This is a genomic window from Sediminibacterium sp. FW305-C-269, from assembly GCF_058231045.1.
Genome location: NZ_JBIQXQ010000004.1, coordinates 1 through 19,137, shown reverse-complemented (window position 1 = coordinate 19,137; position 19,137 = coordinate 1). Strand labels below are relative to the sequence as shown.

General features: G+C 41.4%; 17 protein-coding genes. 2 read left to right on the top strand and 15 right to left on the bottom strand.

Annotation, left to right across the window (positions count from 1 at the left end; genetic code table 11):
* Nucleotide 1 precedes the first annotated feature (1 nt).
* The 14 genes from ACH3Y6_RS13750 to ACH3Y6_RS13685 form a co-directional block, all read right to left on the bottom strand.
* The gene (locus ACH3Y6_RS13750) at nucleotides 2-949 is read right to left on the bottom strand and encodes a Gfo/Idh/MocA family protein (RefSeq protein WP_490836196.1); all 948 of its coding nucleotides are present in this window, start codon (nucleotides 947-949) and stop codon (nucleotides 2-4) included.
* A gap of 7 nt (nucleotides 950-956) precedes the next feature.
* Entirely contained in the window at nucleotides 957-1,652 is a 696-nt protein-coding gene (pseF, locus tag ACH3Y6_RS13745; RefSeq protein WP_490836195.1) for a pseudaminic acid cytidylyltransferase, read from the bottom strand.
* Nucleotides 1,653-2,726 (bottom strand): pseudaminic acid synthase, encoded by a 1,074-nt coding sequence (gene pseI / locus ACH3Y6_RS13740; RefSeq protein ID WP_490836194.1) that lies wholly within the window; start codon nucleotides 2,724-2,726, stop codon nucleotides 1,653-1,655.
* Nucleotides 2,692-3,579 carry a methionyl-tRNA formyltransferase gene (locus tag ACH3Y6_RS13735; protein WP_490836193.1) on the bottom strand — a complete coding sequence of 296 codons (888 nt, stop codon included), beginning with the start codon at nucleotides 3,577-3,579 and terminating at the stop codon, nucleotides 2,692-2,694. The genes pseI and ACH3Y6_RS13735 overlap by 35 nt, the downstream gene beginning before the upstream one ends.
* Nucleotides 3,576-4,604 (bottom strand): UDP-2,4-diacetamido-2,4,6-trideoxy-beta-L-altropyranose hydrolase, encoded by a 1,029-nt coding sequence (pseG, locus tag ACH3Y6_RS13730; RefSeq protein ID WP_490836192.1) that lies wholly within the window; start codon nucleotides 4,602-4,604, stop codon nucleotides 3,576-3,578. The genes ACH3Y6_RS13735 and pseG overlap by 4 nt, the downstream gene beginning before the upstream one ends.
* Entirely contained in the window at nucleotides 4,604-5,266 is a 663-nt protein-coding gene (locus ACH3Y6_RS13725) for a pseudaminic acid biosynthesis-associated methylase (RefSeq protein WP_490836191.1), read from the bottom strand. The genes pseG and ACH3Y6_RS13725 overlap by 1 nt, the downstream gene beginning before the upstream one ends.
* Nucleotides 5,267-5,291: 25 nt before the next feature.
* On the bottom strand, nucleotides 5,292-6,452 hold the full coding sequence (pseC, locus tag ACH3Y6_RS13720) for a UDP-4-amino-4,6-dideoxy-N-acetyl-beta-L-altrosamine transaminase (RefSeq protein WP_490836190.1): 1,161 nt from the start codon (nucleotides 6,450-6,452) through the stop codon (nucleotides 5,292-5,294).
* Between the two features lie 12 nt (nucleotides 6,453-6,464).
* The gene (locus tag ACH3Y6_RS13715) at nucleotides 6,465-8,252 is read right to left on the bottom strand and encodes an ABC transporter ATP-binding protein (protein WP_490836189.1); all 1,788 of its coding nucleotides are present in this window, start codon (nucleotides 8,250-8,252) and stop codon (nucleotides 6,465-6,467) included.
* 17 nt (nucleotides 8,253-8,269) lie between these two features.
* Nucleotides 8,270-9,292 carry a UDP-N-acetylglucosamine 4,6-dehydratase (inverting) gene (gene pseB, locus ACH3Y6_RS13710; RefSeq protein ID WP_490836188.1) on the bottom strand — a complete coding sequence of 341 codons (1,023 nt, stop codon included), beginning with the start codon at nucleotides 9,290-9,292 and terminating at the stop codon, nucleotides 8,270-8,272.
* Nucleotides 9,293-9,314: 22 nt separating this feature from the next.
* Nucleotides 9,315-10,394, bottom strand: a complete 1,080-nt coding sequence (locus ACH3Y6_RS13705; protein WP_490836187.1) for a hypothetical protein — start codon at nucleotides 10,392-10,394, stop codon at nucleotides 9,315-9,317.
* A gap of 58 nt (nucleotides 10,395-10,452) precedes the next feature.
* The gene (locus ACH3Y6_RS13700) at nucleotides 10,453-12,912 is read right to left on the bottom strand and encodes an SLBB domain-containing protein (RefSeq protein ID WP_490836186.1); all 2,460 of its coding nucleotides are present in this window, start codon (nucleotides 12,910-12,912) and stop codon (nucleotides 10,453-10,455) included.
* Nucleotides 12,913-13,074: 162 nt separating this feature from the next.
* Complete coding sequence (locus ACH3Y6_RS13695; RefSeq protein WP_490836185.1) at nucleotides 13,075-13,458, bottom strand: hypothetical protein; 384 nt, start codon at nucleotides 13,456-13,458, stop codon at nucleotides 13,075-13,077.
* Between the two features lie 771 nt (nucleotides 13,459-14,229).
* Nucleotides 14,230-15,531 (bottom strand): UDP-glucose dehydrogenase family protein, encoded by a 1,302-nt coding sequence (locus tag ACH3Y6_RS13690; protein ID WP_490836184.1) that lies wholly within the window; start codon nucleotides 15,529-15,531, stop codon nucleotides 14,230-14,232.
* A 517-nt stretch (nucleotides 15,532-16,048) separates the two neighbouring features.
* Nucleotides 16,049-16,981: a GDP-L-fucose synthase family protein gene (locus tag ACH3Y6_RS13685; RefSeq protein WP_490836183.1), complete on the bottom strand. Its 933-nt coding sequence runs from the start codon at nucleotides 16,979-16,981 to the stop codon at nucleotides 16,049-16,051.
* 199 nt (nucleotides 16,982-17,180) lie between these two features.
* Between ACH3Y6_RS13685 and ACH3Y6_RS13680 the strand changes: the two genes are divergently transcribed.
* Nucleotides 17,181-17,507 carry a GIY-YIG nuclease family protein gene (locus ACH3Y6_RS13680; protein WP_490836182.1) on the top strand — a complete coding sequence of 109 codons (327 nt, stop codon included), beginning with the start codon at nucleotides 17,181-17,183 and terminating at the stop codon, nucleotides 17,505-17,507.
* Between the two features lie 124 nt (nucleotides 17,508-17,631).
* On the opposite strand, the gene gmd is transcribed toward ACH3Y6_RS13680, so the two are convergent.
* Nucleotides 17,632-18,741, bottom strand: a complete 1,110-nt coding sequence (gmd, locus tag ACH3Y6_RS13675) for a GDP-mannose 4,6-dehydratase (protein ID WP_490836181.1) — start codon at nucleotides 18,739-18,741, stop codon at nucleotides 17,632-17,634.
* Nucleotides 18,742-19,003: 262 nt separating this feature from the next.
* On the opposite strand from gmd, the gene ACH3Y6_RS13670 reads away from it, so the two are divergent.
* Nucleotides 19,004-19,137 (top strand): GDP-mannose 4,6-dehydratase (locus ACH3Y6_RS13670; RefSeq protein ID WP_490834589.1); only part of this gene is annotated, 134 nt, incomplete at its 3' end.

Genomic DNA, 19,137 nt, shown 5'->3' with positions numbered 1-19,137 from the left:
ATTATTTTTTTATGTATTGCAACATATGTTTGTTCATGTGTGCAGCTTCTAGAAAATTATCCTCCAGTATAGTTCCTCCAAGAAAAGTGGAAGCCAGGTTCGGTATCGGCTTCATATAATCTTTTATACAATCTTTCATGTTAATATCCTTAGGTAAGTAGACCTTGGCCCGGTGTTCAGAAGCTGCAGGTTTTGTAAAAACGGAAACAGTATCTCCACCTTTCCTGATCAGGATAGCGGTATTTTCAAAAAAGATATCTATCTCAAAAAAACTGAATTCGATACCTGTAAGGCCGGTGATGGCAACGCTGGCATGCTCATAAAAACCCTGCAGCGAAAGTGTAGGATCATCCATAAAATGGTCAAACTGTGTGTTATGAATGCTGATTTGATGCAAGGTAATTGTTGTTCCCAGCAGGTACTGCAGCAGGTCGATCGCATGGCTACAATTATTGACAAACCCACGTTGATACCTGATTCCTATATTGGTCAGTTTCTGGGATTGCCTTATGTCCATGATATGGATCGCCAGTTCTTTATAAGCAGGCAAAAAACGTCTGAAATAATTTACGATAACTCTGGTTGCTGCATTTTTATAAGAATGGATCAAGCGATCGATATCTTCTGTTTGCAGCGATAACGGTTTTTCGCATACAACTAGTCGTACTTTTTGCTGAAAAGCTCTTTCCAGGAACGCTGCATGTGACGGTGTCGGGCTGCTTATAATTACGCAATCAAACTTACTGAAATCAGCTGCATCAATGTCTTGTATGATTCCTGCAGAATACCGTTCCGCAACTTTCCTGGCAAGCGATTCATTACGGTCATATAAGGTCAGCGTAAAATCCCCATGTAAAGAAAAAGCCTTTGCGTGTGTCTGTACCTCTTCTGATCCGAAATCATACAAAGCTCCGATATTACCACATCCTATTAATAATGCACGGTACATCCTGTTCTTATATTTTGGAAAGCAGAAAAGAATACTTTATTTCAGCTATCTTCCAATCTTCTTCGTTATCGATATCCTGCACTTCTGATTCCGGCATTTCCAGCGGAAGCGTAAAATCTGAAAAAAGACGATTGGTCTGGAGAAACTTTTCTACCCGTAAAAAATAGAACTGCCCACAGTCGTGAAATGCCGGCGGCAGATCCTGTGATCTAGAATTCATATACTCCGGCCAGTTCATTTTCACAAGTCCATCTTCTATTTTAAAAGATCTGAAAATCGGAAAACCGAAACGTACCACGGGAACCACAGAATCTGCCCGCTTTTCCTTCAGCATAGAAAATGCGGTCTGTAATCTATCACCGGTAATAAATGGTGCTGTAGGATAGATACAGCAGCAATATTCAAACGTTTTATTGATCTGTTTATATTGCAGTAATACCTCCTTTATCACATCAGCTGTTGTAGAAAAATCACCTGAAGTGCCACTTGAACGGAGAAAAGGAATTGACGCTCCCTTCGATTTCGAAAAATCAGCGATTTCATTATCATCAGTCGAAACCATTACTTCTGAAAAACAGCCCGAAGACAGAGCTGATTCGATGGAATACTGGATAATGGGTTTACCAAGAAAACTTTTCATGTTTTTCCTGGGTATGCGTTTACTGCCTCCGCGGGCAGTGATAATTGCCAGACAACTTTCCATCTAACTAAGCAATTCAAATGTTAACGCCGTTCCTTTCTGAACGGATTGATTAATCGTTTTTCCTAGAACAATGTCGAAATATTTCGGCGCCAGACCCAGACCAGGCCTGATGATCCTGATGTTTTCTTCCGTCAGAACCTCTCCTTTGTTAATATCCTTGACAATATAAATAGAACGTTTAAACGTTTTACTTTTCATTTCATCTGGCAAAATTCCATAATGTACTTTACCTATTCCTTCAAAAGCCCTTTCTGTTTCTTGAACCAGCGCCTTGAACTCTGATGGCTCCAGGGAGAACGAGGCATCTACCCCACCTTCCGATCTGTCGAGAGTGAAATGCTTTTCTATTACCCTCGCACCTAACGCCACAGAAGCCACAGCAACGCCTGTGCCCATAGTATGGTCTGACAATCCTACATGGCAATCAAACATGGCTGCCATGTGCGGGATCGTTGCCAAGTTTGTGTTGATAGGAGTAGCCGGATAAGTACTGGTACATTTCAGTAATATCAATTGGGTGCATCCATTTTCTTTTAGTGTCTTAACTGCCATTTCCAGGTCAGCTAAGGTCGAAATACCCGTTGACATAATAACCGGCTTTCCCGTTGCAGCCACCTTTTTTAATAAGGGAAGATGATTGTTCTCAAAGGAAGCGATCTTATAAGCGGGCACATCGAGATTTTCGAGGAAATCGACAGCCGTATCATCAAATGGCGTGCTGAAACAAATAACGTTTCGCTCCCTTGCCCTATCGAAAATGGCCCGATGCCATTCCCAAGGAGTGTAAGCTTCTTTGTATAGGTCATACAGGGAACGACCGCTCCATAATGATTTTGAATCAGAGATAAAAAACTCATTATGCGATACGTCAATTGTAAGTGTATCCGGCGTATACGTTTGCAATTTTATTGCGTGAGCTCCAGCATCCGCTGCAGCGTCCACAATTGAGAGTGCTTTGTCCAGCGACTGATTATGATTGCCGCTCATTTCTGCAATGACAAAGGGCTTATGATCTGCTCCGATCTGTATTCCGCCTATATTAATTTCTTTCATGGAAAACTTTTCCTTTTTCAAAGTAAATGGGGGTTTCTGATTCTATCTCCGATAATCGAATAGCTCCGTTTGCAGTTTTAACCACCGGGTGATGCCCGCCCTGCAATATCAGTCCATTTTCGTCCTGATAGTGAAACCCCATGTTATCAAAATCACACCTGTGAATAGTTACTTTCTGTCCTTCATAGTACGTAAAGGCACCAGGGTACGGTCTGGCCTGGGCCCGAATCCAGTTCCGGATTCGCGATTTATCCCATAACCATATTATCTCTCCATCTGCAGGTGTTCTTTTTCCAAAATAGGTTGCTTCATTTTCATTCTGTGGTACAGGCTGTAGCGTATCATTCTCAATTTTATCCACAACCATTTTTATGAGCAAAGGGTAATGCCTGAAATATTTTTTCAATATATCAGCACCTGTATCCTGTTGTGTGATCGGCAATAGTTCGGTAGCCACAATATCCCCTTCATCACATCCCTCAGTCATAAGATGAGCGGTAATGCCTGTCGTTTCTTCCCCGTTTATGATGGCCCATACATGTGGCGTTCTGCCTCGGTATTTGGGTAGTAAGGACCCATGAAAATTAATAGCAAACCTCGCAGGTCTGGAAAGTATATCCTTTTCTATCAAGAAAAGATAATTCACCGACAGAAGTACATCAACCTTGAACCCGACAATAAAAGAGAATCCTTTCCCTTGCCTGGGGTTGCCCTGGAAAACAGGAATATTTTTTTCAACGCAAAAGTTTGTGATCTCATGGGAATTCCTGTCTGTAAACACGAAAACAGGGGTAACCCATTCACACACTTCCCTTAAACACGTGTATCCAAGATTACCGCTAACAAGCAGTCCATATGTAAATCCGGTGCTCATGATCCCGATAATATCTGAAACTCTTTTACCAGCCTATGACCAGACAATCCATCCACTACTTCCAGTTGTTTCTTTTTCATTAATCCGATCAGGTTACGCTCAAAAATATCCCGGATACAAGAGGCTAATTGATCTTCGTTAATCTCACGAAAATCACCCGCAGATACAGCACAACCTTTTCCCAGTAACTGGAGGTGTATTGCGTTTTGATTATCAATTACCGTACCTGTAAGAAGGCCGGTACCAACGCTGCAAACTTCCAGAGAAATACTGCTTGCAGGGCATATAGCCAGCTGTGCACCAGCTATCAGTTTTACCATCTGTTCGGCTGTTACTGATTTGTGCACTTCGAGCTTTTCTTTCAGATCTGCCTTTAACTCATTTAAAGAATTCCAATCCTGGTAAGCTGCACCTGCAACGACTATAACACGTTGAATAAATCCTGACCGGAATGCTGCCCGAATCGCTTTTGTAGTTACCCGGAAAGGATCCGCTCCACCAAAACAAATGAACACAACACCTACTTCAGAATCAATCGATTTTGTCAATTGCCTGGAGAAAAATTCCTGGCGAAGCATCAGGTAGTCAAATCCCAGGAGCAACTTTGCCTGGGTTTTTTCCTCATAGCTACTTCTAAGCAACTCGCCCCCATGGTTAATAAGCAGATCTGCAAAGAATCGATCCCTACAAAGATCATCTATCACAACAACCTTTATTCCTGCTTCTTTACATACCGACTGGTAAGGGGCCTCGAACTGGTAACCATCCAAAACGAGGATATCCGACCTTTGTGGAATCATTTCCTGCAACAGTTGGATTTCTTCGTCTTCTGGAATGTCCGCTCGTATCAGCCGGATAGATATATTGTGTAACTGGATAATTGAGACTAAAACCGGGTTTTCTTTGACGACCAGGCAGCATTCAAAATCAGTAGCAAGCATTTGACTCAATGCCAGGCATCTGTACACGTGTCCCAGTCCGATCGTTTCATTTCCATCTGCTCTGATAAAAACCCGGGGGTTCATTAACTGCCTTTTTTTTGCAGCAGGAACATCTCGTCGACGTTCCCTTTCATTTCTTCTTTGATATAAGGGAATTTTACCCGTTTGACTATTTCCAGTTCGCTGAAAGAGTCCATATAGATTTGGGCGAAATCCGCTTTCCATAAATACCCGGCATTACCCCTATAGTCGATCTGTTCAATTTTTTCAGAAAAATACTCCCAACCTATAACAAACTTCTTAGAGCATCTGACCACTTCTGACATAAAACCATAGTGATTTTCAGGACTGATATGAATAAGTACGCCATTCGTACAAACCAGATCGAAAAAACCGTCTTTAAACGGCAGGTCAAACCCGGATCCCTGAATAATATTGATATTTTCTGTTATTTGTTTTGCTTTTTCAACAGCATAGTCCTGTAGTTCTATCCCATACAGGTGGTTAAACCCCATTCGTTGAAACCCTTTTAACTGCAGCCCGATATTACATCCCACTTCTAGTATCCTGATGTCGCGGGGCAGTGCATCCATAACAGAGTCATTAATTTCTATCTTGGTATGCCCCCATGTTTCAACATAAATCTGATCCCAGTTCTCGTTAGTCAGAAATGAGTTCCTGTCACTGTAATTTTTACCAAAATCTGATGACCAAAAGTCTTCTTGAATGTTTTCGTGTTTAGCCATGGTTGTGTTTTATAGTTATAAGCAGTTATAAAGAGTTGAAGAAAAGATCGATTTCCCTGATTACATAATCCTGTTGTTCATTTGTAAGTGTGGGATACATAGGCAAACTGAGGCATTCACTATAGTATTGCTCAGCAACCGGCATGCTCACATTTTCTTCAGATAATCGTTTGTAATAGGGCATGGTATGTACAGGTATGTAATGTACCTGACAATATATATTCTTTTGCTTCAGGTAATCATATAGTTCCTTTCTCTTTTCAATTCTTATGACATACAGGTGATAAGCATGGCCTTCAACTACGCCCGACTGCCCCAGAATGTATGGCTTATCCGTGAAAGCGGACTGGTATCTTTCCGCAATTTCTCTCCGCCTAGCCAATCCCAGCTCTGCACGTTTCAACTGTGAAGAGCCCAAAGCAGCCTGAAAATCTGTCAGCCGGTAATTATATCCCAATTCCTGCATCTCATACCACCATCCGCCTTCGTTATGTTCTAGTAGCGAAGGATCCCTGGTAATCCCATGTGTTCGCAGTAAAAGAAGTTTTTTATACAATGTTTCATCGTTTGTAGTAATCATCCCACCTTCCCCACAAGCGATATGCTTGACAGGATGGAAAGAGAAAGCACAAAATTCAGCGAGTCCTGCCGATCCACAATATTGCTTTTGACCTTTTTTATCTATGAAAAAACCACCGGGAGAATGGCACGCATCTTCTATGATCCATAGATTATGCCTGTCTGCCAATTCCCGAAATGCTTCCATATTCGCTGCAAAACCAGCAAAATCCACCGGTATGATCCCAGAAAAAAAACCAGCAGGTTTTGATAAAATAAGCTCTTCAGTTTTTGCTATATCAAGCACGAAGCTCTCTTTATCGATATCTGCAAAATAAACCGACCCGCCGCAATAGCGAACACAATTGGCCGATGCTGCAAACGTTATGGGGGTCGTAATTACATTAGTATCCTTATTAACATTAAGTGCAAGCGCACAAAGATGCAATGCAGTTGTTCCATTTGATACAGCGACAGCATACTTTGCTCCTACATATGCTGCAAACTCATTTTCAAATATCGAAACGGCAGGACCTTGTGTCAGAAATTCTCCTGTAAGAACAGAAGTTACTGCCTGCAGATCCTCTGATGTTATGTCTTGTTTTCCGTAAGGAATTTTATCAATCATATTATTTCTTAATTATGATGGCAAAACATCAGCGTCTGTCATCGAAACTTCTACCTGCTTCAATCTCCCCTTTTCCAGTTTATACACCATGTCACATCTTTCAACCGTGCTGAGTCTATGTGTGATTATTATAATCGTCTTGTTATGTTGCAATTCATTTATTGCCTGCATTACCCATTTTTCTGTTTCTATATCCAACGCACTTGTGGCTTCATCTAGAATCAGCACTTCCGGATTATGGTACAAAGCCCGGGCAATACCAATCCTCTGTCTTTGCCCTCCGGATATTCTTACACCACGTTCACCAACAATAGAATTAATGCCATCCGGCAATTCATTAACAAACTGGTTCAACTGGGCGATATCGACTGCGTTCTGCAAGGCAGTCATATCCACTTCGTCCTTTGCTACTCCGAATGCTATATTGGCGGCAATGGTATCATCTGTAAGGTAAATAGTCTGTGGCACATATCCGATCTGCTTCTGCCATTTACGCATACTGGTGGCAATATCAGTTTCATCAATTTCAATAGAACCGCTGTCAGGATGATAAAAACCAAGCAGCAGATCAGCCATTGTGCTCTTACCTGCACCACTCTCACCAATCAGCCCAATCATATCATTTTTCTTTATACAAAGTGATACGTTATCTAGTAACTTAACCGCTGTTCCCGGATACCCGAAAGAAACGTTGTTGAACCTGATTGCCTGACGAAAAGTTATATCAATACCTGATTCCGGTGTTTCCGATATCTCATCGAATGACCGAACCTCGTTATACATTAAGTTGATAACCGAATCGGCATATCTCATTGTCTGTATTGCGCTCATTACTGAACCAATGGCTGGAACCAGGCGGAACGCTGCGGCTACAAAAATACCGATTATAGGAAGCAATAAATGCAGGGGTCTGCCTATCATAATGATAAATGCCAAGAATAAGGCCAATCCAATAATTGCCAATAATTCAAGCAAGAGCCTCGGTACCTGTTGAAATACGTTTACTTTAATACCAATTCCAAAAGATTCGCTATTGTGGAATTCAAACTGGCGAATAAAGAAATTCTCACGGCCAAGTATCTTGATGTCCTTAACGCCATTTAATCCCTGCATCAGATGTTTGGAACGTAATGTATCATGGTACTGTCTTTTATTTCCCCATACCACGAGTCGCTTTTTTATGAGTTTGAAATAAACAAATGCAAAGACAAAGAAAAAGGAGAAAATAAGTGACGCACCGGCAGGTTCTACAATGAAGATACTTATAAATATACCCAGGAAAATAGAAATATTTGTCTGCAGCAGCAATATAGCCTGAATTACCGAAGTAAACAGGTCAACTTCACCAAGTACATTCCTGTATAAAGCAGAAGAATTCCGCTGTATGTGAAAAGAATATGACTGGCGAAGATACCCTTCAAACAGCCTTCGTGAAAGATTCATAGAAATCCGTTGTGCGAATCTCGATTGTTTCCAGGTCAGGAAAAGAAGATATCCTGTCTTAGCCAGATAGGCCAGTACCATTACCCCAAGCAGGATCAATATGATTTGTGATTGTGTGGGTTTTCCTAAAAAATCGAGTATGTTTCTAAATGTGCTATTACCGACCAGTGTCTCAATTTTTGTCATAGCAATGATCATTGGAATGACCATACCCAAACTGAGCATTTCGAGGAGCATACCTACGATCAACATACCCAATAATACAATCGCATCTTTTCTTTCTTTTGAAGAAAGGATAGAAAATAACTTTCTAATCAATCGAACCTCTTTCCTGGATTTATTATTCTTCGTCACCATATTCACTTTTCAGTTCCTTAACAGTTGTACGTTTCGTCAAAAGTCGGATCAACATGCCTTTTGATAAGAGACCTTAACTCGTCTACGTTGAGCCATTCGGTATTGGACCCTGAATTATAAAAAAATCCTGCCGGTACTTTTTGAGCATTATACTTAATTTTAAATTCTTCAAACTTATAATTTGAAGCCTGTGGAAGGATTACGAAATATTTACCGATATCATAGGTCGTAAATGAATCAGAAATACTGATCATTTCTTCATGAATTTTTTCCCCGGGCCTCACTCCTACTACCTCCTTTTCACATTCCGGCGCAATTGCATGAGCAAGATCGGTAATCCGGTAAGACGGAATCTTAGGAATAAAAAGTTCTCCGCCAAATGCATGCTCCATAGCATACAATACCATCCCAACGCCATCCTCCAGAGAAATATTAAACCTGGTCATTTCAAGATCTGTTATTGGTAAAATACCAGAGCTACGTTTCTTAAGAAAGAAAGGAATAACAGACCCGTTCGAGCCCATCACATTTCCATAACGTACTACTGAAAATCGAATATCTCTGTCACCTTTAATATTATTTGCAGCTATAAACAATTTATCAGATGTAAGCTTGGTTGCTCCATAAAGGTTAACCGGAGCACATGCCTTGTCTGTTGACAATGCTACAACTCTCTGAACCTTTGTCTCTAATGCAGCCCTGATAATATTTTCCGCACCACCGATATTGGTTTTGATACATTCATCCGGATTGTACTCGGCGATAGAAACATGTTTCATTGCTGCAGCATGGATAATATAATCCACATCTTGGCAAGCCCGTTTTAAACGCTCATAGTCCCGTACGTCTCCAATAAAAAATCTCAGGTTGGGATACTTTGCATGAGGATACTCCTGCGCCATCTGGAACTGCTTCTGTTCATCACGAGAATAAACAATGAGCTTCTTTACCGTCGGCCATTGTTTCAATATTGTCTTAACAAAAGCCTTACCGAAAGAACCTGTTCCTCCAGTTATGAGGACTGTTTTTTTTTCTAACATCTTTATTGATTGAAGTACTTAATTAATTATTGTTGGAGTGTTTCCAGAAAAAACGAATTCCCAATATGAACGATATTAGGAAAAAGGTAATTATACCTGTTACAAAAAAATACTTGATGGTTGAAGGTTTTTCTCGCAATAAAGGAAACACCGGTCTGTCTAAGATAAAATACAAGGGTGTCTCTTTTCGCAATGATATTTTAGCCATTTCAAGACTTCCCATCACCTGAGCCAGCATCGCAGAGTTCGTTTGTACATCGATCTGTCGGCGGACAGAAGGTGTTTTAATTAGGCTCAGGGCAGGATTGGCATTAAAAGTATTCTCGACAGTGAGAGCAACGCCCGAAATTGCAGAATTCAAACTGGCACGCAATGAATCTACCTGCCTTTCGAGTATTTCCACATTTATTTGTGATTTCTGGCTTTTTGTTTTGATATAAAAATCCGAAACAGTTTGTACAAGGTTGTCTACAAAAAGCTTTGAAAAAGTTTCGTTGGGATTTTTAAACTCAACCACAATAATAGATGTCTTCTTATCTTTTGGCGCAACATCCAGGTTGCTGAAAACAGATTTATACATCGTACGGAGAAGTGTAGCCTGTTCCGGCAAAAATTGCTCCTTATCAGGTTGACTCAAAAAATAATCTTTGGGAATCTGTTGCTTAACACCTTTTCGTAAGTCACTAGAGTCTAGGTATATATCAGCAAGTGTTGTCGTTTTACCTTTAAATACAATTTTTTTTATCAGGGCATTTTCAATCAACTCCCTGGATTTAATCAACTCGATAAGATTCGCCTGACTGAATACACCACTCGAGCTGTTGCCCATATCGATTCCGAATTGGCTGGCAATACTGCTTAGCCCCCCTCCGGTTGATGCTTTCTCCTCTTCTAATACAAATGATAGCGCTGCTACATATTTGGATTTTTGCAAAAATGCATATCCACCTGCTACAGCAGCCAACATAAATGAACCAGCAAAAAGAACCAACCATTTCTTTTTAAGATATTTTATGAACAAAGCTATATTGCTAATCAGATCTTTTAATAAGATCTCATCACCAGTATTTGAATCTTGATATTTTATTTGATCTGAATTCATAAAACATTCTTGGATATGCGATTACAGAAATTATAATAGGACCTTTATTGCATGTATATTACAAACGTAGAATGGCTATGACTACTCCTGCCAAACTCGCCAATGCGCTAGAAATACCAATAATCTCTCCCGTAGTCATCCTTTTCTTCTCTATTTTCTTCGGAACAATCAATTCACATCCTGGCATTATTTTTGGGTAAACCTGAAAGAATAAAAAATGTTTAGTAGTGGCCGCTTTACCATTGGCATATACTACATAGGTTTTTTTACGCCAAGCTTCCCCGCTAAAACCTCCGGCATCAGAAATATAATTTTTAAGCCTGTTTTTTTGCTGATAAGGTACTTGAGTCGTCATTAATACAGCCCCACTAATCTTCACTTGACCATCAAATTTCGGGATCACCAATTCGTCTTTTGCCCGAACTATCAAATCTTCAATAGAGCCTTGTGAAGAGAGAATTGATGGAATATCCAGCGGTATTTGGTCATATTCACGTATAATATCTTCTACTAGCATTTTTTTAGTAGTTGCTGACGTGTCCTTGATATTTTTTTCCACGTTACGGGCCACATCCTTGGATTTTGCTTTTTCTTCTTCGTTTTTATATCGTCTCAGATAGGCTCCTTCGGGATACGCGTCTGGCGTATAACCACCAGCCCTTCTCAAAATATCACTCACCCGTTCATTGCGGTTGTTCAAAACATAAGGTCCTGGGTATTGCACCTGGCCAACTACAATAACCGTTTCCGGCATGGTATATCCAGCTTTGCGGCGTATGGTAATGACATCATAGGGTTGCAGGATCATATTGGCAACACTGGAAGACAAATCACCGGCTATTTCCGTATTAATGATGGTACTTGCCCGATTATCAGTCACAGCAATAGAATCGCGTTTGATCAAACGGGCGATCTCAATCTTTTTAAAAGCCGCATCAGTAAATCCACCCGCTTGTAAGATCAGGTCTTTCAAACTCAGGTTCTCTACATATTCATATTGACCGGGTAATCGTACTTCGCCCTGGATAGTTACTTTAAAAGGGTCCCGAAGATCCAGAATAGAACTAATCAGAACCTCATCTTCGCGTTGCAACAAAAGATTGTGCACCGGATCATTGGCCAAGGCTTTTTTGATATCAAAAGAAACCATAGAGCGGGTAAGGTCCTCTTCTAAACGAAGTATTTGCCCCCTTCCAACGTAAGCGTCTTCCTTCAACCCATCCGCTTTCCTGATCAGGTCTGCTACTTTGAGTCCCTGACTCAGAGAATACACATCCGGCCGAAAAACAGAACCCGAGATACTCACTCTATTTTCGAAGCGGTTTAAAATTTTAGATACTACAAAGACATCCCCTGCTTGTGGATGATAGCTTTTATAAGCAGTAGCTTCCAAATCGACCAATTTTCTTTCCTTTTCGTTACGCTGGAATAATTTTACCGATTTCCGGTAGGCGGTATCGGTAAAACCCGATGCAAAAGCAAGTATTTGTTGAAAATCTTCACCAAGCAATACTTCAAAATAACCGGGTCGTTTGACCTGTCCTCTCAATTCAACACGGGTCTGATATGCTGGGATCCGGATCACATCATTATCCTTCAAACCAATATTGTCTGATTGATCCCCATGTAACAAGAGACGGTATAAATCAATCTTACGTAGGAGTTTGTTATCACGAATTAGCTCTATCGCACGAAAACTACCGAAAGCCGTGGGACCACCTGCAACATATAAGGCATTAAATACGGTAGATAAGGATGAAAGCGTGTAATTACCTGGCCGATTAGCTCCGATGATCAGTACTTTAATACTACGGATCTTACTTAGTGTAACTGATAATTTAGCACCTCCCGATTTCAGGTAACCATACACCGTATTACCCATCACCATTTTTATTTTCTGCGTTGCCGCTTCAATCGTTAAACCCGCCACTTTAACCTGTCCCACGTTTGGTATATTGACAAACCCCTCCGCAGATACAAGCAGATCACCCTCATATTGCTGTACCCCATACACAGAAACTAGGATCTGATCGTCCGGCCCCAACACATAATTTAATGGAGTAGCCAGTTTCATATTGGGTTCAAAACTTGGAGATACCGAAGTATATAATTCAGAGCCAAAAATCAGAGGGTCGACCAGAGTTTTCGGAGACTGATCGTTATACTTTCCGGTATTCAGAGAATCAGAACTATTATCCTTTTTTTCTGCAGAGTTTTTATCCATTTTTAATTTCCCCGCACCGTCCTTATTAATCCCTGCACCTGTTTCTAAACGCTGTTTCAATTTGGTAAATTCTGCAGCAGACATACCTTTTGCCAATGCAGTCTGCTCGGCCTGATCAATAGTCATACCCGAACTGGCTAACTGAGCCTTCAGTTTAGCAATATCCGCATCGCTTAACTGATCTACACGAAGCTGGCTCAGGTCCTTACCTTTTAATAAATCCTGCGCTTGCAATAATTCCGCACCACCCAATAGTAACAGTAAGACAAACAAGATTTTGAAAAATTTATACATAATCTATTGTTGCTGTATTTTTAAAAGCCGTGATTAGAATAGCACTTAAGTCCGGATGATGTATTTTATACATGTTCACAATACCCTGATCCGGATATAACAATATTTAAAAAAACATGAGCCTGCTTATAGCTCCTCAGCGGGTTTTCAAATGAAGAGAATCTAACCCTCTATCAAATCAATCACCACCCCCAAGTCCATTAAATGCTCATCCTTAAATTCACCTACCGTAAACAAAGCCACCCTGATTTTTTTCCCAATCAGGGGTTCTGCTTTATCAATCAGTTTATGAAGATAGGTTTTGTCAATATTTCCTACTATGACCAGGTCAATAAAACTGGAATTTTTGCCTTGCGCCAAATCACCAGTGAGGTAGACTTTATCTACATCCCCAAGTTTGGCAATTATCTGTTCGATAATCTGGTCTAGTCCTACATGTTGCAGAATGATATTCCGTAAAGAACCAAACAATGGATGACTTGTATTGACCGAATAATGTTTGACTTTGGCTTTGGCATCTTCTTCCTGCATTTCAATGAGTTTCATGCCGGATAACTTTTTTAGTTCCAGACGGACCGTATTGCTGCTCACACCCAATTCTTTTTCCAGTCCCCGTAAATATACCTTACTGGAAGGATTGAGTAATAGCTTGGTTAGCAGCCGAATGCGTATTTTGCCAGAAAAGAGATGATTTAATAACAAAAGTCTCTTAAATATATGTAGTGAAACAACGGCTTCGCCACTCTGACCCCCAGGTTAGGAAGTAGAATGACTTATTATTGAGTAGCTAAGCTAATGTAATTTTATTAATACCCCCACTACAATCCGGCTGTTTTTTACTACATCATTTTATTGAAGGCTAAGATGCATGCTTGAAATATACATATTATTTATTAATCGTATTATACTTATTATTAATAATATAATTAAAAAGTATCATCCAAGACTCTGGATAGCCAAATATTGAATACTATATCATTAAATTGAAATTTGCAAATAACACCCAGCGGGGGAAAAGGTGCAGTGGTTGCAAATATAGGAACAGGGGATGGTTTAAAAAAGAAAGCACGTTTTTTTTAGAAGATTGATAATCATGGGGAAAGAAGAGATCCGGATGTGGCATTAGCTTGTTGGTCTTTAATCTCCCGCAGAGCGGAATCTTCGCTGCGATTTGACTTTAAACCTTCGCTCAAACAAGCATTATTCGCTTGGCCTGTGACGTGATAATTTTTACTCGATAAAATACTATCACTTAAGGCTCACTTTTGCCGAGAGGAGGGATATCTGTAGTATAAATCAGGTAACTAATTTCTTGCTTTACGGACGTCCGATACTTTCATAGTGGAAATCTAGGGTTCTGACCAGGTTCGTATCAAAGAGGTTCCTTCCATCAAAAATCAGTTTTTGCTTGAGCCTACCGCTGATCATATCAAAATCGGGTGTACGAAATTCACTCCATTCTGTAGCTATGATCAAAGCATCGGCGCCTTCTAAAGCCTGGTATTGGCTGCTTGCATAACCAATCTGTTCACCCAGTACTTTTTTTACATTGGGCATGGCTTCCGGGTCAAAAGCGGTAATCGTAGCACCTTCTTGCATTATCGCCTCAATAATACTCAGTGCAGGAGATTCCCTGATATCATCAGTATTGGGCTTAAAAGCCAGTCCCCATAAGGCAAAATGTTTGCCTGATAGGTCATTTTTAAAATAATCTTTAATCTTTGATACCAGATGGGTTTTCTGGGCGGCATTCACAGATTCAACGGCTTTCAGTATTTTAAAATCATAATTTTCCTCTTCCGCCGACCGGATCAAAGCCTGAACATCTTTGGGAAAACAACTCCCTCCATACCCAATGCCTGGAAATAAAAAGCGTTTACCAATCCGCTCATCGCTACCGATGCCTCTCCTTACCATATCTACATCGGCTCCAAATTTTTCGCAAAGCTGAGCAATCTCATTCATGAACGATATTTTAGTAGCCAAGAATGAATTAGCTGCATACTTGGTAAGTTCGGCCGAGTTTTCATCCATAAAAATTACCGGGTTACCTTGTCGAACAAAGGGTGCATAAAGCTCGTTCATTAATTTACGGGCACGCTCTGACCGGGTCCCTATTACAACCCTATCAGGCTTCATAAAATCGTCAACTGCTACTCCTTCCCTAAGAAATTCAGGATTACTTACCACATCAAATTCTACAGAGCAATGGGCTGCAATCACATTTTTTATCTTTGCAGCTGTACCTACTGGCACTGTACTTTTATCAACGATTACTTTATAATCGGACAGTAATTTTCCAATTTCATCAGCCACCCCTAATACATACCGCAAATCTGCAGCTCCATTTTCTCCAGGAGGAGTAGGCAATGCAAGGAAAACGATTTCAGCATCCTTTATCCCGTCGGCCAATCGGGCAGTAAAGACCAATCTTTCTTCTCTCAGGTTACGCAGGAAGATTTTTTCTAGACCAGGCTCATAGATTGTGATTTCACCTGCCGCCAACTTGTTTACTTTCTCCTGGTCAATATCAACACATACCACTTTATTACCTGTTTCTGCAAAACAAGTGCCTGTTACCAATCCAACATACCCTGTTCCGATGACTGCTATCCTCATAAAAAATTATTGGTAAATGATTATAATAAAAATCAAATATATGCCCTCGATTTCGATTGAAGCAAGTCAACTGAAAAAACTACTAAAAACAAGTGTTTTTACGAACCAATCAGAATAATCCCATGTTGTTAGTAATTTGGACTTTAGTTACATGAACATACTCAGGCAGCCACGATGTAAAAATCTCACTTTCGTCTAGAGCCAAAGTCAAAGTCCAAATGCAAAAAGCCGCTTTCGGGGAACATTTCTCTGATCTACCCATTTTCTAAACAGCCGCGTAATTATACAAATACCCAGGGAACTCATCAGGGTTTCCAAAATCGCTGGAAGACAGATATACTTGATATCTACTGCCAGCAGAGTGTTACAGGAATCACTAAGAACACCCCCGTAGTAACTCAGGATGTATAGGAAAGTTACAAGATCAACTTTATAAGAAAACCGGATACCCACAAACCATTTACCGAAGGCAAGCGTCCAAAAAGTCAATACGCCAACATTCTAAATGCATACTCACCTAATCCCATTTCAAAATCTTTACCTCCTCATATACCCTCTCTATACCTTCTTCCAACATAATAGAAGCGTTCCATCCCAGATTGACCAACTTGGAAACATCCATCAGTTTGCGCGGGGTGCCGTCGGGGCGGGATGGGTCGAGGGTGATGTTGCCTTCATACCCCACGATCTTCTTGATGAGCTGGGCCAGTTCGAGAATACTGATGTCCACTCCTACTCCTACATTCACCAGGCCTTTTTCGTGGTACCGGTTCATCAGGAACAGGCAGGCATCGGCCAGGTCATCTACGTGCAGAAATTCGCGCAGGGGTGTACCGGAGCCCCAGAGGATCACTTCGGGTGCTTGTTCCCTTTTGGCCGTAATGAATTTGCGCAGCAGGGCCGGCAACACATGCGACTTCTCCAGATCATAATTATCATTGGGACCATACAGGTTGGTAGGCATGGCCGAAATGAAATTGCATCCATACTGGGCCCGGTAAGCATCACACAATTCAATACCCGCGATCTTAGCGATGGCATAGGGTTGATTGGTTTGCTCCAGATATCCAGACAACAGGTATTCTTCCTTCAAAGGCTGAGGCGCCAGTTTGGGATAGATACAGGATGAGCCCAGGAACAATAATTTAGTAACGCCATGTACATAAGATGCATGGATAATGTTACTCTCTATCATTAGGTTCTCATAGATAAATTCAGCCCGGTAAGTATTATTGGCCACGATGCCCCCCACTTTGGCCGCTGCCAGAAATACATAGTCCGGCTTCTCTGCCGCAAAGAAATCATTCACTGCCTGCTGATTGCGGAGGTCCAGTTCCTGGGAAGTCCGGGTAACGATATTCACATATCCCTCTGCCCGAAGTCTCCGTTCAATAGCACTTCCTACCATTCCTCGGTGGCCGGCGATATAAATTTTAGCTCCTTTTTCCATTAAACCAATTTTTCTTAAAAAACGCGTCATTTCGATCCCGCCATCGGCGGGGAGAAATCTCATGTCGATTAAACCGCTATTCCTTCCAAAACCCTTTCCTTGATCACCACAGTTCCCAAATTGTATACTTCCCCAGTACAAATCACCCGTATAAACACCTAACCTATCAAAAAAGCGATCCTGTAACTTGCCAAAAAGTATGCGATCAGTTGGATGTATCTATATCATGACGAATAAAAACAAAACCACCCTTTATATTGGCGTGACCTCAAACCTTTTCATTCGGGTTCAGCAACACAGGAACAAGTTCTATCGCAAAAGCTTCAGCGCCAGATACCAACTCACTAACCTCGTATTCTATGAATTATTCAGTACCATTGGGGAAGCCATTGCCCGGGAAAAACAAGTGAAAAAGTGGAACCGTCATAAAAAAGAGCTTTTGATCGCAAGCACCAATCCCGACTGGTTGGACCTGTGGGAAACGGAAGTTCAATTTTGGCAATCCCGCCATTCCGATTCCTGTTAAAGCGGAAATGTGGACCTCATTTAGATTACCTGCTTACAACCATTCTAATAAACGACTACTCATCTTCAAGAGATTCCTCCCCGCCGAGGGCGGGATCGGAATGACGGGCTTCGTAGCATGTTTTCTACTCGAATTCATTCTTCACATCAAACCCATTCTTCTTCAAAAACTCATCCTTCTCAAATAGACGTATGTCACTGGCGACCATTTCGGTGACCATTTGGGCGAGGGTGTATTGGGGGGTCCAGCCAAGTTTTTGTTTGGCTTTGGTGGGGTCTCCGATCAGGAGGTCCACTTCGGTGGGGCGGTAGTAGCGGGGATCCACTTTTACTACGGCCTGGCCGATAGGAACCTGGTATTTGCCTTTGCAGGCAACCACTTTAGCAACTTCGTTCTCCGCTGTTCCTTCAAAAGCCAGTTCCACGCCTATTTCAGCAAAAGCCATTTTCACAAAATCGCGGATAGGGGTGGTGATGCCGGTGGCCAGTACAAAATCCTCGGGGGTATCCTGCTGGAGGATGCGCCACATACCTTCCACATAGTCTTTGGCATGGCCCCAGTCGCGTTTGGCGTCGAGGTTGCCGAGGTAGAGGGTATCCTGTAAACCCAATGCAATTTTGGCAACGGCACGGGTGATCTTACGGGTCACGAAAGTCTCGCCGCGTAAGGGAGATTCATGGTTGAACAGGATGCCATTGCAGGCAAACATGCCATAGGCTTCGCGGTAGTTCACTGTGATCCAGTAGGCATAAAGTTTAGCTACCGCATAGGGCGAACGGGGGTAAAAAGGCGTGGTTTCGTTTTGGGGAACCGCTTGAACCAGTCCATATAGTTCAGAGGTAGACGCCTGGTATATTTTTGTTTTTTTGGCCAAGCCCAATAAACGAACGGCTTCCAGGATGCGGAGGGTACCGATCCCATCTGCATCTGCCGTATATTCAGGTGTTTCAAAACTCACTTTCACATGACTCATTGCGGCGAGATTATAAATTTCGTCCGGCTGCACTTCCTGGATGATACGGATCAGGTTAGTGGAGTCTGTCAGGTCGCCATAATGCAAAAAAAGATGCCGGTGCGGGATATGCGGATCCTCGTAAAAAGGATCGATCCTTTCTGTATTGATCAGGGATGTCCTGCGTTTGATGCCATGCACTTCATAGCCCTTTTTTAATAATAATTCTGCCAGATAAGCGCCATCCTGACCCGTTATACCGGTTATTAAGGCTTTTTTCATGTAAGTTTTTTGAAACGCTGATTTTTGATGCTGGCCATTCCTGCAGGATACCTGCAATTAATCAACCTGCAATTACTTATGACTGATTGAATATGCAAAATAAGAAAAACTTACTAAGAGAATCCTGCGAACGCTTTAATAGACCATCTACAGAAATGAATTTTAGGATGATATCCATTATCAATTCTTAAGAAATAAACCTGAATAAAGCAAAGATTCAAGCTATTCCTTTATTTTGCTTCTCATTTAATGTTATTCAAATATGAGCAGGAATGTATTGATCACAGGCGGAGCAGGATTCATTGGTTCCCATGTGGTACGTTTACTGGTGAACAAATACCCGGATTACCGGATCATCAACCTGGATGCTTTGACCTATGCCGGCAACCTGGAAAA

Bases quoted from the DNA above. Each gene is read 5' to 3' on its own strand.
- ACH3Y6_RS13735 (WP_490836193.1), bottom strand. From the start codon at position 3,579: ATGAGCACCGGATTTACATATGGACTGCTTGTTAGCGGTAATCTTGGA.
- ACH3Y6_RS13725 (WP_490836191.1), bottom strand. From the start codon at position 5,266: ATGGCTAAACACGAAAACATTCAAGAAGACTTTTGGTCATCAGATTTT.
- ACH3Y6_RS13690 (WP_490836184.1), bottom strand. From the start codon at position 15,531: ATGAGGATAGCAGTCATCGGAACAGGGTATGTTGGATTGGTAACAGGC.
- ACH3Y6_RS13750 (WP_490836196.1), bottom strand. From the start codon at position 949: ATGTACCGTGCATTATTAATAGGATGTGGTAATATCGGAGCTTTGTAT.
- ACH3Y6_RS13705 (WP_490836187.1), bottom strand. From the start codon at position 10,394: ATGAATTCAGATCAAATAAAATATCAAGATTCAAATACTGGTGATGAG.
- ACH3Y6_RS13695 (WP_490836185.1), bottom strand. From the start codon at position 13,458: ATGAAACTCATTGAAATGCAGGAAGAAGATGCCAAAGCCAAAGTCAAA.
- pseF (WP_490836195.1), bottom strand. From the start codon at position 1,652: ATGGAAAGTTGTCTGGCAATTATCACTGCCCGCGGAGGCAGTAAACGC.
- pseG (WP_490836192.1), bottom strand. From the start codon at position 4,604: ATGAACCCCCGGGTTTTTATCAGAGCAGATGGAAATGAAACGATCGGA.
- ACH3Y6_RS13700 (WP_490836186.1), bottom strand. From the start codon at position 12,912: ATGTATAAATTTTTCAAAATCTTGTTTGTCTTACTGTTACTATTGGGT.
- ACH3Y6_RS13685 (WP_490836183.1), bottom strand. From the start codon at position 16,981: ATGGAAAAAGGAGCTAAAATTTATATCGCCGGCCACCGAGGAATGGTA.
- gmd (WP_490836181.1), bottom strand. From the start codon at position 18,741: ATGAAAAAAGCCTTAATAACCGGTATAACGGGTCAGGATGGCGCTTAT.
- pseC (WP_490836190.1), bottom strand. From the start codon at position 6,452: ATGATTGATAAAATTCCTTACGGAAAACAAGACATAACATCAGAGGAT.
- ACH3Y6_RS13680 (WP_490836182.1), top strand. From the start codon at position 17,181: ATGCGATCAGTTGGATGTATCTATATCATGACGAATAAAAACAAAACC.
- pseB (WP_490836188.1), bottom strand. From the start codon at position 9,292: ATGTTAGAAAAAAAAACAGTCCTCATAACTGGAGGAACAGGTTCTTTC.
- ACH3Y6_RS13715 (WP_490836189.1), bottom strand. From the start codon at position 8,252: ATGGTGACGAAGAATAATAAATCCAGGAAAGAGGTTCGATTGATTAGA.